This window comes from Micromonospora sonneratiae, from assembly GCF_042679305.1.
In the GTDB taxonomy this organism is placed as follows: domain Bacteria; phylum Actinomycetota; class Actinomycetes; order Mycobacteriales; family Micromonosporaceae; genus Micromonospora_H; species Micromonospora_H sonneratiae.
Genome location: NZ_JBHTMP010000054.1, coordinates 1 through 13,303, shown reverse-complemented (window position 1 = coordinate 13,303; position 13,303 = coordinate 1). Strand labels below are relative to the sequence as shown.

At 70.3% G+C, this 13,303-nt stretch carries 11 protein-coding genes and 1 pseudogene; 8 read left to right on the top strand and 4 right to left on the bottom strand.

Annotated features, from left to right (window positions below):
* Positions 1–4: 4 nt before the first annotated feature.
* Genes ACFQ4H_RS26480 through ACFQ4H_RS26470 form a run of 3 tightly spaced genes read right to left on the bottom strand, consistent with a single transcriptional unit; the run spans position 5 to position 3,975 of the window.
* Positions 5–1,585 (bottom strand): YbjN domain-containing protein, encoded by a 1,581-nt coding sequence (locus tag ACFQ4H_RS26480; RefSeq protein ID WP_377575587.1) that lies wholly within the window; start codon positions 1,583–1,585, stop codon positions 5–7.
* A gap of 25 nt (positions 1,586–1,610) precedes the next feature.
* Positions 1,611–3,491 carry an HSP90 family protein gene (locus ACFQ4H_RS26475; RefSeq protein ID WP_377575584.1) on the bottom strand — a complete coding sequence of 627 codons (1,881 nt, stop codon included), beginning with the start codon at positions 3,489–3,491 and terminating at the stop codon, positions 1,611–1,613.
* Between the two features lie 13 nt (positions 3,492–3,504).
* Entirely contained in the window at positions 3,505–3,975 is a 471-nt protein-coding gene (locus ACFQ4H_RS26470; RefSeq protein WP_377575581.1) for a type III secretion system chaperone family protein, read from the bottom strand.
* Between the two features lie 319 nt (positions 3,976–4,294).
* Here ACFQ4H_RS26470 and ACFQ4H_RS26465 point away from each other — a divergent pair, with 319 nt between their 5' ends.
* Entirely contained in the window at positions 4,295–6,652 is a 2,358-nt protein-coding gene (locus ACFQ4H_RS26465; protein ID WP_377575664.1) for an FtsK/SpoIIIE family DNA translocase, read from the top strand.
* Positions 6,653–6,748: 96 nt separating this feature from the next.
* Here the strand turns inward: ACFQ4H_RS26465 and ACFQ4H_RS26460 are convergent, their stop codons facing one another.
* The gene (locus tag ACFQ4H_RS26460) at positions 6,749–7,063 is read right to left on the bottom strand and encodes a DMT family transporter (protein ID WP_377575578.1); all 315 of its coding nucleotides are present in this window, start codon (positions 7,061–7,063) and stop codon (positions 6,749–6,751) included.
* Between the two features lie 369 nt (positions 7,064–7,432).
* Between ACFQ4H_RS26460 and ACFQ4H_RS26455 the strand changes: the two genes are divergently transcribed.
* The 7 genes and pseudogenes from ACFQ4H_RS26455 to ACFQ4H_RS26425 all read left to right on the top strand — a co-directional run.
* A complete protein-coding gene (locus ACFQ4H_RS26455) occupies positions 7,433–8,356 on the top strand; it encodes an ornithine cyclodeaminase family protein (protein WP_377575575.1) in 924 nt (307 codons plus the stop codon).
* A gap of 122 nt (positions 8,357–8,478) precedes the next feature.
* Positions 8,479–9,984 carry a 30S ribosomal protein S12 methylthiotransferase RimO gene (gene rimO, locus ACFQ4H_RS26450; RefSeq protein ID WP_377575661.1) on the top strand — a complete coding sequence of 502 codons (1,506 nt, stop codon included), beginning with the start codon at positions 8,479–8,481 and terminating at the stop codon, positions 9,982–9,984.
* Positions 9,971–10,582: a CDP-diacylglycerol--glycerol-3-phosphate 3-phosphatidyltransferase gene (pgsA, locus tag ACFQ4H_RS26445; protein WP_377575572.1), complete on the top strand. Its 612-nt coding sequence runs from the start codon at positions 9,971–9,973 to the stop codon at positions 10,580–10,582. Before rimO ends, pgsA begins: the two co-directional genes overlap by 14 nt.
* Before the next feature lie 10 nt (positions 10,583–10,592).
* A complete protein-coding gene (locus ACFQ4H_RS26440; RefSeq protein WP_377575570.1) occupies positions 10,593–11,108 on the top strand; it encodes a CinA family protein in 516 nt (171 codons plus the stop codon).
* Positions 11,109–11,398: 290 nt separating this feature from the next.
* Positions 11,399–11,938 (top strand): helix-turn-helix domain-containing protein, encoded by a 540-nt coding sequence (locus ACFQ4H_RS26435; protein WP_377575567.1) that lies wholly within the window; start codon positions 11,399–11,401, stop codon positions 11,936–11,938.
* A gap of 245 nt (positions 11,939–12,183) precedes the next feature.
* Positions 12,184–13,047: a PspA/IM30 family protein gene (locus ACFQ4H_RS26430; protein ID WP_377575564.1), complete on the top strand. Its 864-nt coding sequence runs from the start codon at positions 12,184–12,186 to the stop codon at positions 13,045–13,047.
* A 29-nt stretch (positions 13,048–13,076) separates the two neighbouring features.
* Positions 13,077–13,303, top strand: a pseudogene (locus ACFQ4H_RS26425) (phage shock envelope stress response protein PspM); the annotation flags it as partial.

The window sequence follows — 13,303 nt, the reverse complement described above, 5'->3', positions numbered from 1 at the left end:
CCGGTCAGGGCAGCGCAGCCGCCGCAGCGGCGAAGGCGGCCCCGGACGACACCGTCGCGTTGACCAGGATGGCCAACTGCTGACCGGTGACGCCGTGCTCAAGGTCGGTGGTGACGTCACCAGCCAGGATCAGCTGGCCATCGCCGTTGTCGTGCACGTACGCCTTGGGCAGTAGCCGGTCGTGGTTCCAGCCGTTGCAGAACTCGTACGCGTCGGCCAGTCGGTCGGCCGGCAACTGGCGCTCGGCGATGATGCGCGCATGCAGGATCTCCCCACGCTCGCCCAACTGCTCGAACTGGATGAGCGCCTGACCCCACCGGCCGCCGACGGTGCCGTCCGGCTCGACGAAGTAGTGGTCGGACCGTTCGTGCAGCACCGCGACGAGGCTTTCCAGCCGTAGCGGTGCCACCACGTCCAGCCAGTTCTCCGGCTGGTCGGCGGCCAGCCCCGACCACTGCTCGACGGGTGCCTCCACCGACGGCAGCGTGACCGGGTCGCCGATCGGCCGCCCGGCCAGCCAGGCCGCCATTCGTCCCGACTGGTGGGTGGTGCCGTTGCGGGCGTCGAACCGGCCGGCCAGGTCCTCGGAGGTGGCCAGCAGGTCGGCCCCGAGCGCCGGCACCGCCAACTCCGCGGCCAGCCGTTCGCCGTGCGCCGGTCGGTGGATGGTGCGTTCGCCGAGCCCGGCCTCGGTGGCCAGCCGGCAGAGCAGCGCACCGGCGGCGGAGAACTCCATCGCCGACATCTCGTCGTACGGCTGGTCCAGCCAGCCGAGATGCTCGGCGAGGATCTCCAGACCCCGTTCGTAGTTGCCGGTCAACGCACAGAACCGCAGGTGCTCGGCCAGGTACGGGAACGAGTCCCGCTCGTGGCGGTGCCGCCGGTAGGCCCGTACGTGCGCCTGCGCGGCCTCCTCCGGCCGGCCCAGGTGCAGGTAGGGCACCATCACCGTGACGAGGGCCTTCTCCGGCTGCTCGGTGCAGCCCAGCACCCCGCTCAGCACCGGCTCGACGGTCTTGACCGCCTCCTCCCACTCACCCCAACCGGCCAGCAGGTCGGCCTGGCGTGACGGGTCACAGCCGGCACAGTCGCTGTTCTCGTCCTGGGCCGCGGTGCGCCACTGGTCCAGCCACTGCCGGGCCGCCACCTGGTCACCGAGATGGTCGGCGATCCGGCACCGCAGGTTGTAGACCGCCTGCGGGCTGTGCCCACCCTCGCGGAAGCGGCGATCCATGTCGTCCAGCGCGGCCTGGGTCTGGGCCAGACCGACCCGGGGTGTGTCCCGCAAGGTGGACACCGCCCACTTGTGGTACCAGCGCAGCAGTTCGGCGTCCCAGTCGTCGAACAGTTCCGGCTGGCGGTCGAACGCGGACAGGCACCAACCGAACGCGGGCAGCATCCGCCACCGCTCGGTGTGGTTGTTGTACGCGTCGATCAGCTCCATCCGGACGTCGAAACCGAGTCGTACGTCCTGCGCGGCGTCGGCGTGCGCGGTGAGCCGCTCCAGTTCCATGACCTTGCCCTCGCCATCGGGCAGGTCCTTGGCGTCGCTCAGGGCTTCGATCAGCTCGTTCCGGTCACTCACAGCATCGCCTCACTGGCCTGAAGCCTCATGGCATCTCCTCGGATGGGGTGTCCGCCGCCGGAACCGTTCCGCCACCCGACGGCGGGGCCGCGCCGGTGGCCGGCCTGCTGCCGGTCGCCGGGGCGGCGAAGGAGCGTTCCAACAGGGCGAGAAACGAGCGGTTGAGGGCGGCCGTGTCCACCGCCCGCAGGGGATGGTGACCGGCCAACAGTGCCTGACCGTACAGTGCCTCGACCGCGTTGCGCAGGGCCGGGCCGGGTGGGCTGCCGACGATCCGGCGGATCAGCGGATGCCGCCAGTTGAACACCAGTTCCGGGCGGTGCTCGACCTCGACGTCGGCGAAGGCCGACAGTACGTCGGACCACAGTTCGTCGACGCCGGCCAGGTTGCGTCGCATCTGGTCCTGCTGCCGGGCCTGCTGGCTGGCGACGTACAACGCCGGCACCGTGACCGGGTCGAACTGGCGGATCAACGGCACACAGTCGAGGTCGGCCAGCACCGTACGGGCCGTCTCCAGGAAGCCGGCCACGCTCCGCTGCTGCTCCTCGCTGAGCGGTTCGAGTCGGGCAGCCAACTCACCGGGGTCGAGCCGGCGAACCGTGATCTTCGGGTCGAGCCGGGACAACCGTTCGAGGATCTCCGTGTCGTACGCGTAGCCCGCGTTGACCAGCGGCGTGCCGGCAGCGCTGGCGATCGCGGCCAGGGACCGGAACTCGTCGACCGTGTTGACGTAGCGGATCATCGAGGCGTTGCGGCGGAAGGCCTGTAGCGGCATCGCGCCCCGGCTGGTCTCGAACGGCAGCCACGCGTCGACCAGCCGCAGCATCTCGTCGTCGCGGACGGCCAGCGCCTTCACCCCGAGATGGTGTACGCGCAGGAAGGCGGCCAGCCGGTCGGGGTGGTTGACGGACAGGTCGAGCAGCCAGTCGCGGATCTGCTGGCCGAGCGATTCGCGTACCTGGTCGAGCAGGTCGTCGCTGTAGAGCGCCTCCCGGCTGGCGGTCGGCCGGAGCATCGAGGTGTCGACGACACCACGGACGAAGAACGCCCAGTCGGGTGCCAACTGCTTGGCGTCCTCGCTGAGCAGCATCCGCTTCAGGTAGACCCGGTGGCCGCCCTGACCGACGGCCGAGGCCGACGAGAGCACGAAACCGACCCCGACCAGCCCCGCCTCGGGCACCCGTAGGTCGATGACCTCCATGGGCCGGCTGCCCAGCAGTTGCGCGCCGTAGTCCAGCAGCGCCGCGCGGCGGGTTTCCGGGTCGTCGTACGCGATCTCCCAGGGGGCCTGGGGGTCGGTGAGCCGTACCTGCCCGGCATCCGGGTCGACCAGCACGACATCGACGTCGAGCAGGTGGCCGTACGACCGGATCAGCTCGCTGACCTGATTCTTCGCCAGCCAGTGCGTACCGCCGGGCCGGGGCCGCAGGATGACCGTGGTGCCGATGTCCGCCCGGGCCGTCTCGTCCACCTCGACGGTGTAGCGGCCATCCGAGTAGCCGGTCCACCGCACCGCCGGCCCTCCGGTGGCCGAGCGGGACACCACCTCGATGGTGTCGGCGACCATGAAGCAGGAGAGCAGGCCGATGCCGAACTGGCCGAGGAAGTCCTGCCGGGCGAAGCCCAACTCGTCGCGCTTGGAGGTACGACCGACGCTGGCCAGGAACGTGTGCACCTGGGACTCGTTCAGCCCGATGCCGTTGTCGTGTACGCGTAGCGACCCGTCGGCCATCGGCTCGACGACCACCCGGCCCGGCTCCGCGTCGGGGTCGTCGGCATGCCGGGCGGTGATCGCGTCGGCGGCGTTCTGCAGCAGCTCCCGGGCATAGACCCGGGGACTGGCGTACAGGTGGTGGCTGAGCAGGTCGACGATGCCGCGCAGGTCGACCTGGAACCGCCGTTCCATCAGGGACTCCCTCTCAGGGCCGCAGCTCGGCGACTGCGTCGGACATCTGGCAGCCGGTGGAGATGCCGCAGTTGATCAGCTGGTCGAGCTGCTGCGGCGTCACCCCCCGTTCGAGGTCGGCGACCACCTCACCGCAGACACGGACGCTGCCGTCGTCGTTGACGTGCACGTACGCCTTGGGCCACAGCCGGTCGTGGTTCCAGGTGTTGCAGAACTCGTGGAGGGCGGCCACGTCCTCGATCGAGAAGGCGGTGGCGGCCATCGTGCGTACCTGGAGGACCTCGCTGTTGGTTCCCAGCCGGAAGAAGTAGATGAGGTTGTCATCCCACTTGCCGAGGAGGTCGCCGTCGGAGTCGATGTGGAAGTTGTAGTCGCGGGAGCGGAGAACCTCGGCGATGAGCTCGTTGGTCAGTGGTTGCAGGGTCTGCAACTGCCCACCATCGGCGGTTCCGTCCGACGTGTCCTCGAAACCCGGGGGTGACATGCGTGTCCCTTCTGGTGGCAAAGATCACGGATTCTCGCATAACCGAGCGTGACGCGAGCGGACACGACCAACAAAAGTAGGGATTCGTTGGAACACGCCGCTACGGTGTGACTCTATGGCGGGCCGTACCCCACAGGCGAGCCGGCGTCGCGGCGCGTCGTCAACGCGTGGCGCCGCCACCTCGCGTACCCGTAAGTCCGCGCCGGCCCGCAAGTCCACCGGAGGACGCAAGACCGGCTCCGGAAAGTCCGCGCCCCGGCGGCGGTCCGGTGGCGCGGGCCCGGCGGTGCTGCTCGGTCGCGCGGCACAGGCGACCTGGATGGGCCTGGCGCACGGGGTCGGCTGGGCCGTCCGTGCGGCCGGTCGGAAGGCCGCGACGGCCCGCGACTTCGACCCGGAGCACCGGCGTGACGGTGCTGGGCTGTTCCTGCTCGGCCTGGCGATCCTGACCGGCGTCGCGGTCTGGTTCTCCTCCGCCGGCCCACTGGGGGCATGGCTGGCCGACAGCATCCGACTCTTCTTCGGTGCGGTGGCCGCAGCGCTGCCGGTGCTCCTGCTCGTCAGCGCGGTACGACTGATGCGGGCCCCCCGCGAGCAGGAGAACCACGGTCGGGGAGTGGTCGGTTGGTCGGCGCTCATCGTGGCCACCACCGCCCTGCTGCACATCGGGCAGGATCCGATCGACAACATGCAGCGCGACTATGCCGGTGGCCTGATCGGGGCCGGGGTGGGCATGGCGCTGGTGAAGACGGTCAGCGCGTGGGTGGCTGTTCCACTGCTGGTGCTGTTGCTCTTCTTCGGGCTGCTGGTGGTGACCGCGACGCCGGTCAACAAGATCCCGGAACGGCTCGGTCTGCTGGCCAGTTCCGTGCTCGGCCGTCCGGTGGGCGATGACGACGACGATGACGAGGACGACGAGGGCGCGACCCGATCGCGGGGTGCGGCCCGGTCCGGCGGAACCGGGGCGGACAGCGGCCCGGCCCGGGGTGCCCGCCGCCCGTCGACCCGCCGCCGGCAGGCGAGCTTCGCTGACGGCGACGAGGGCGACGAGGACAGCGCCGACGACATCGTCGTCCACGACACCGTCCCGATACCTCGCAAGCCGCCCGGGAAGGTGCCGGCCGCGCGTCGGGTCGCCGAACCACCGGAGCACTCCCCGCCGCCGACCCGGGCCGAACAACTCGCCATCACCGGCCTGGCCGGTGACTACACGCTGCCACCGGCCAACCTGCTCCGCGCCGGAAGTGCACCGAAGACCCGGAGCAAGGCCAACGACGAAGTGATCACCGCGTTGTCCGGTGTCTTCGAGCAGTTCGACGTCGACGCTGCGGTCACCGGCTTCACCCGGGGGCCGACGGTCACCCGCTACGAGGTCGAACTCGGCCACGGCGTGAAGGTGGAGCGGATCACCCAGCTGTCCCGCAACATCGCCTACGCGGTCAAGTCACCCGACGTACGGATCCTCAGCCCCATTCCGGGCAAGAGCGCGGTGGGTGTGGAGATCCCGAACACCGACCGGGAGGACGTGGCGCTCGGTGACGTCCTCCGCTCGCGGGCTGCGGCGGCCGACCACCACCCGATGGTGGTGGCGCTCGGCAAGGACATCGAGGGCGGCTACGTGGTGGCCAACCTCGCGAAGATGCCGCACATCCTCATCGCCGGGGCCACCGGTGCGGGGAAGAGTTCATGCCTGAATTCGCTTCTGGTTTCCGTTCTGACCCGGGCCACGCCGGACGAGGTGCGGCTGCTGCTGATCGACCCCAAGCGGGTGGAGATGTCCGGCTACGAGGGCATTCCGCACCTGGTTACCCCGATCGTGACCAACGCCAAGAAGGCCGCCGACTCGCTGGAGTGGGTGGTCCGTGAGATGGACATGCGCTACGACGACCTCGCCGCCAACGGGGTACGTCACATCGACGACTACAACCGCAAGGTCCGGGCCGGGAAGATCAAGCCCCCGCCGGGCAGCGAGCGGGAGATCCGTCCGTACCCGTACCTGCTGGTGATCGTCGACGAGTTGGCCGACCTGATGATGGTCGCCCCCCGGGACGTGGAGGACTCGGTCGTCCGGATCACCCAGCTCGCCCGGGCCGCCGGCATCCACCTGGTGCTGGCCACCCAGCGCCCCTCGGTGGACGTGGTGACCGGCCTGATCAAGGCCAACGTGCCGTCCCGGCTGGCGTTCGCGACCTCCTCACTGGCCGACTCGCGGGTCATCCTCGACCAGCCCGGCGCGGAGAAGCTGATCGGCCGGGGCGACGGGCTGTTCCTGCCGATGGGTGCCTCGAAGCCGATTCGCATCCAGGGCGCCTGGGTCTCCGAGGCGGAGATCAGCGACGTGGTGAAGTTCTGCAAGGAGCAGCGTGAGCCGGAGTTCCGTCCGGACGTACTGGCCTCGCCGCAGGACAGCAAGAAGAAGATCGACGAGGACATCGGGGACGACCTAGACCTGCTGGTGCAGGCGATCGAGTTGGTGGTCACCTCGCAGTTCGGGTCCACCTCGATGTTGCAGCGCAAGCTTCGGGTCGGCTTCGCGAAGGCCGGTCGGCTGATGGACCTGATGGAGACCCGGGGCATCGTCGGGCCGTCGGAGGGCTCGAAGGCCCGTGAGGTGCTGGTCAAGCCGGACGAACTGGAAGAGACCCTGGCCGGCCTGCGCGGCGGCGACGACGACTGAGCTTTTGCACAGGTGTTAGGAAGGGCCCCTTTCAAGGCTGTTAGGAAGGGCCCGTTTCAAGGCAGAAACCGATAAGAAGGGGCCCTTCCTTACACCTCAGTGGAAGAACTTCAGGCCGACCACCCCGGCCACCACGAGCAGCAGGCAGGTCACCCGGGCGACACTGACCGGCTCGTTCAGGGCCACCATGCCGACCACCGCCGTACCCACGGCGCCGATCCCGACCCACACCGCGTAGCCGGTGCCGATCGGAATCTCGCGTAGCGCCCAGGCGAGGCCGATCATGCTGAGCACCAGGGCGACGACGAAGACGATCGACGGGACCAGGCGGGTGAAACCCGCGCTCCGGCCGAGGGCGATCGCCCAGGCGGTCTCGAGGAATCCGGAAATGACGAGCACTACCCAGGCCATGGCATTCACCCTCCGTACGAGTGGAGACGTCGGCGTGGGGGAGGCGGTGTCAACGGAAGGAGCCGCCGGTTGGACCCCACGACCTCGGTCGCGGTCTCTTTGCGGTCGTCTTCGCACCACCGGGTACGACTCGCACTCGTCCGGGACGGGCCGTGAGGTTGGCCGTCAGGTCCGACGGTAGCACCGGCGGCCGGCTGGCCGGGTCCGTCCGTGGGCGTTGCACCGGGTAGATCCGTGGCGTAACGCCCGGTAGGTCCGTGACGTAACACCGGGTCCGCCCGTGGCGTAACGGAGTGCGGTCGATCCGCGTCGTGGGAAAGGTCACCCGGAGCTTGACTTCAAGTGAGGTTCAGCTATCAGGATCGTGACATGACCCTGCTCTTCACCGACGACGACGTGGCCGCCCAACTCGACGGGCCCACCGCGATCGGGGCCATCCGGGCCGCGTTGCTGGCCGCCCACGATGGGCGGCTCGTCGCACCGCCACGGGCATCCGCAGCACTACGCGGGGGTCGGCTGGTGACGACTGCGGGTCAGCTGATCGACCAGTGGTACGGATTCCGGTCGTACGACACGTTCGGGCATCCGGAGACGGAACAGATGGTCGTGCTGCACGACGCCCGATCGGGGCGGATCCGGGCGATAGCGGTCGGCGAGGAGATCGGATCCCGGCGTACCGGCGCGCTCGGCGGGGTGGCGGTCGACGTCCTGGCCCGCCCGGACGCCGCCACCCTGGGCGTGATCGGAGCGGGCGGGCAGGCGTGGACCCAGGTCTGGGCGGCTGCCGTGGTACGGCCGTTGCGCGAGGTCACGGTGTACTGCCGTACCCCGGCCCGACGTGCGGCGTTCGCTGCCCGGGTCCGCGCCGAACTGGGTGTCCCGGCCCGCGCGGTCGACAGCGCCGAGGCGGCGGTACGCGGCCGGGACGTGGTGGTCCTGGCCACCAACAGCCCGACACCGGTGGTCTCCGCCGCCGACCTGGACCCGGGCACCCACGTGAACCTGGTCGGCTTCAAACAGCACGGCCGGTCGGAGTTCGGGCCGGACCTGCTGGACCGGGCCGACGTGATGGTCACCGACTCGATGACGCAGGCCGTGTCGTACCAGCCGCCGATGCTGGCTGCCCGGGCGCCGTACCTCGACCACCTGCGTGACCTCGGCGCGGTCCTCGCCGGCGCGGTGCCCGGTCGCACCGACTCCCGGCAGGTGACCCTCTTCTGCTCGGTGGGGCTGGCCGGAACCGAGGTCTTCCTGCTCGACACGATGGCGCGGGCGGCGGTGGCACGGGGGTGAGATGTCCCGCTGCCGGCGCCACACCTGAATAGATCGTCAGGGGCGCCCGGTACCCTCGGGTGGTGTCTGCCACTACTCCCTCCGACAATTCCAGCTCGGCGCGTCCGGCGCCGCGCCGCGATCTGGAGCTGTCGTCCGCCGCTGACGGCCGTAAGGTCGCACTCCTGACCCTCGGCTGTGCCCGTAACGAGGTCGACTCGGAGGAGTTGGCGGCCCGGCTGCATGCCGACGGCTGGCAGGTGACCACGGACGGCGAGGGGGCCGACGTGGTGCTGGTCAACACCTGTGGATTCGTCGAGAAGGCCAAGCAGGACTCGATCCAGACGTTGCTGGCGGCTGCGGACACCGGAGCCAAGGTGGTGGCGGCCGGGTGCATGGCCGAGCGCTACGGGCGGGAGCTGGCCGACAGCCTGCCCGAGGCGCAGGCGGTGCTGGGCTTCGACGACTATCCGGACATCTCGTCCCGGCTCGGCGCGGTGCTTGCCGGTGAGCAGATCGACGCGCACACCCCGCGCGACCGCCGTGAGCTGCTGCCGCTGACCCCGGTCTCCCGGCGCGGCAGCACGGTCGTGGTGCCCGGTCACGGGGGCGGGGCAGCGCCGACGCGCGACGGGGTCGTCACCGACGAGCACACCCCGGCCCACCTGCGTCCGGTACTGCGCCGTCGGCTCGACTCCGGTCCGGTCGCATCGTTGAAACTGGCCAGCGGCTGTGACCGAAGGTGTGCCTTCTGCGCCATTCCGGCCTTCCGGGGCGCGTTCGTCTCCCGTACCCCGGACGAGTTGCTGGCCGAGGCGGAGTGGCTGGCCAAGACCGGGGTCCGGGAGTTGGTGCTGGTCAGCGAGAACTCCACCTCCTACGGCAAGGACCTCGGCGACCCCCGGCTGTTGGAGAAGCTGTTACCACAGTTGGCGGCCGTGCCCGGGATCGTCCGGGTACGGGCGAGCTACCTGCAGCCGGCCGAGACCCGGCCCGGCCTGGTGGAGGCGATTGCCACCACTCCGGGCGTGGCCCCCTACTTCGACCTGTCCTTCCAACACTCCGCCGAGTCGGTGCTGCGTCGGATGCGCCGCTTCGGTTCGACGGCCCGCTTCCTCGAACTGCTGGAGTCGGCCCGGGCGCTGGCTCCCGACGCCGGTGCCCGCAGCAACTTCATCGTCGGTTTCCCGGGGGAGACCCGGGCCGACGTCGAGGAACTGGTCCGGTTCCTGTCCGCTGCCCGGCTGGACGCGATCGGCGTCTTCGACTACAGCGACGAGGACGGCACCGAGGCGGCCACCCTGTCCGGGAAGGTGTCGGCGGCGACGGTCAAACGACGTTACGACCGGCTGAGCGCCCTGGCCGACGAGTTGTGCTCGCAGCGGGCCGAGGAGCGGCTCGGCTCGACCGTCGAGGTGCTGGTCGACTCGATCGAGGGTGGTGTCGTGGAGGGCCGCGCCGCCCACCAGGCACCCGAGGTGGACGGTTCGACCACGCTGGTCGCCCCCGCCGTCGGTGGTGTCGACCTGGCCGTACTGCGCCCCGGCGACCTGGTCCGGGCCACGGTGACCGGCACGGAGGGAGTCGACCTGATCGCCGTACCGGACGAGATGATCTCTGCCGCGACGTCACCGGATGGAGCGAGGTGACGCCGTGACCGAGGCGACCGACCCGGTGCCGGCTGCCACGGTCCGACCCGTGCCTGTTGTCAACGCGGCCAACGCGCTCACCGGCCTACGGCTGGTGCTGGTGCCGGTGTTCGTGGCGTTGGTCGTCGCATCCTCGATGACCAACGCGGGCTGGCGGATCGCCGCGTGTCTGACCTTCGCGTTCGCCTCGATAACCGACCTGGTCGACGGCTGGATCGCCCGGCGGTTCGCCCTGGTGACGTCGTTCGGCAAGGTCGCCGATCCGATCGCGGACAAGGCCCTGACCGGCACCGCGTTGGTCCTCCTGTCGTGGTACGACCGGTTGCCCTGGTGGGTGACCCTGGTCATTCTGGCCCGGGAGTTCGGCGTGACCCTGATCCGCTTCTGGGTGATCCGGTACGGCGTCATCGCGGCCAGTCGCGGCGGCAAGATCAAGACTGCGGTGCAGATCCTCGCGATCGTCTGGTACCTCTGGCCGGTTCCGTCCGGGCTCGCCGCCATCGGTCCGTGGCTCATGGGTGCGGCCGTCGCGGTGACCCTGTTGACCGGTCTCGACTATGTGATTCGAGCCCTGCGGCTGCGCCGCCGGGCCGGATAGCGGGGCTGGAATGGGTGACAGCGACAAGCTGGACGCGGAGCCGGTCGGTAGCGGGGCGGCGGCGGTGGTGCAGGCGCTGGCCGATCGGGGCGAGACCTTCGCCGTGGTGGAGTCGCTCACCGGTGGCCTGGTGGCGGCCACCGTGGTGGACATCGCCGGGGCGAGTGCCGCGTTCCGGGGCGGACTGGTCGTCTATGCCACCGAGCTGAAGGCGACACTTGCCGGCGTACCGGACGATCTCCTTGCCGCGCGCGGGCCGGTCGACCCGGACGTGGCGCTGGCGCTGGCCGAAGGAGGCCGCCGTCGGTGCGGGGCGGACTGGGGGCTGGCCACCACCGGGGTCGCCGGTCCCGAGATGCAGGACGGTAAACCCGTCGGGTTGGTCTTCGTGGCGGTGGCCGGTCCGACCGGTGCGGTGGTACGCCGGCTCGACCTCGACGGCGGCAGGGTGGCGATCCGGGCCGCAGCGGTGACGGCCGCCCTACGGCTGCTGGTCGACCAGATCCACGCCGCCCCGCCGCCGTAGGCAGGCTGCGGGAGTCCGGCAGGCGCACAAAGCCGTACGACACCTGCACGCCGCCCTGCCGCGTTGAGCCGGAGTCGGAAACCGGATGGCCGGATCGGGAAAGCGGGCGCAGGATGGGCGGAACCGGATTCGACGTCATTTTCAGTGGCTGCCTGGGATGTCGTGATGGCCGCTACCGGGTACGGTTGCGGGAAAGGTTCCGGCGACGAGTCGGAGCGGCTCGGCTCCGGCGAGCGCCAGCGGCGCCGGTGACGCTGCGGGAGGATCGTCCCGCGTGAGGGGGAGGTGCGATGATCCTGTTACGTCGGGTGATCGGCGACGCCTTGCGCGCCCGCCGACAGGGTCAACACCGGACCCTGCGTGAGGTCTCCTCCGCTGCCAACGTGAGCCTGGGCTATCTCTCCGAGATCGAACGTGGCCAGAAGGAAGCTTCGAGCGAGTTGCTGGCTGCCATCTGTGCGGCGCTGGGGGCGCGCCTGTCGGAACTGCTGCGTGAGGTCGGCGACACGGTCGAGCTGGCGGAGCAGGTGTCCGGGGTGCTTGCACCGGTATCGAACCAGCCCGCGCAGTCCGCCGTTCCCGTCGGAGCAGCCAAGGAGCAGCCGGCAGCGCCTCCGAAGTCGGCCGAGCCGGCCGCCGAGCCGGCGATGGCCAGCGCAGCGCTCGGCACCCACCGGGCCAGTGGCGTCGGCCGGGTGCGGCAGGTGACGACCGATGGCAACGTATCGGTTTCGGTCCGGCAGGACTCCCCGCTCAAGGCCACCCTGCGGACCACCCGGCGGGTCCGGTCCGCCAACCACGAGCCGCGTACGGTGGTTCGCGCCGCCTGAGCCCGTCGGCGGACCCGACGGCAGCATCCGTTCGGTCACATGGCCGGCTTCGCCGGTGGGAGCCGGTAGCTGTGCTTGCTCGGCGCGCGTAGGGTTGCGGCACGGCACACATCCGGCTGGTATCCCCTTGAGGTCCTTTGCCGGTGGTGGCGTACGGCTGGGACGATGGGAGCACTGCCGCGCAGGTCGCCCGGTCGATTCAGCGCGGGCGACGGATGCGATGACACTGAGGGGACACTGCGAATATGGCGAACCCGTTCGTCAAGGGCTGGCGCTACCTGATGGCGCTGTTCGGCGCCAAGATCGACGAGCACGCCGATCCCAAGGTGCAGATCCAGCAGGCCATTGAAGAGGCGCAGCGCCAGCACCAGGCGCTGGTGCAGCAGGCGGCGGCGGTCATCGGAAACCAGCGGCAGTTGGAGATGCGCCTGTCCCGGCAGATGTCCGAGGTCGAGCGGTTGCAGTCGATGGCCCGGCAGGCGCTGGTGCTGGCCGACCGGTCGCGGGCCGCCGGTGACGAGGCCGAGGCGACGAAGTACGAGCAGACCGCGCAGACACTGGCCACGCAGCTGGTCGCTGCCGAGCAGTCGACCGAGGACCTCAAGACCCTGCACGACCAGGCGATCAGCGCGGCAGCCCAGGCCCGGCGCGCGGTCGAGAACAACTCGATGATCCTCCAGCAGAAGCTCGCCGAACGGACCAAGCTGCTCAGCCAGCTCGAGCAGGCCAAGATGCAGGAGACCGTGGCCCGCTCGTTGGAGTCGATGTCGTCGTTGGCGGCTCCGGGGAACACCCCGTCCCTCGACGAGGTACGCGAGAAGATCGAGCGTCGTTACGCCAACGCGATGGGCCGAGCCGAGCTGGCCAGCAACTCGGTCGAGGGCCGGATGCTGGAGGTGCAGAAGACCACCCTCGACCTGGCCGGCGCGTCCCGTCTGGAACAGATCCGGTCGAGCATGGCAGGCGACAAGCTGGCTGCCGCTCCGGCCCAGCCGGCGATCGACCAACAGAGCCCGGCCGGTGACCCGGCCAGCGTCGCCCGGCTCGACGAGATCCGGGCCAGCCTCGCCCGGGACAAGGCGGCCGGCGACACCACCGCGGCCGGCTGAGCCAGCGGCCACGAGGCAGGGACGACACCGTGGCCGACCCACGAGCCCGCTACTTCCGCAGGTTGCGCCAGCTGCGCCGGTCGGCCCGACGATGGAGCGTGCTGGCCGGTGGGCTGGGCGGTGCCACGGCCATTCTCACTCCGTACAGCGGTCTCGGCCTGCCGGACGCGGTGTGGGCCGCCGCTGCCGGTGGGTCCACCGCGCTGGCCCTGTGGCGCTGGTCCGACCTGCGCACGCTGGCGGCGCGGCCGGCCCC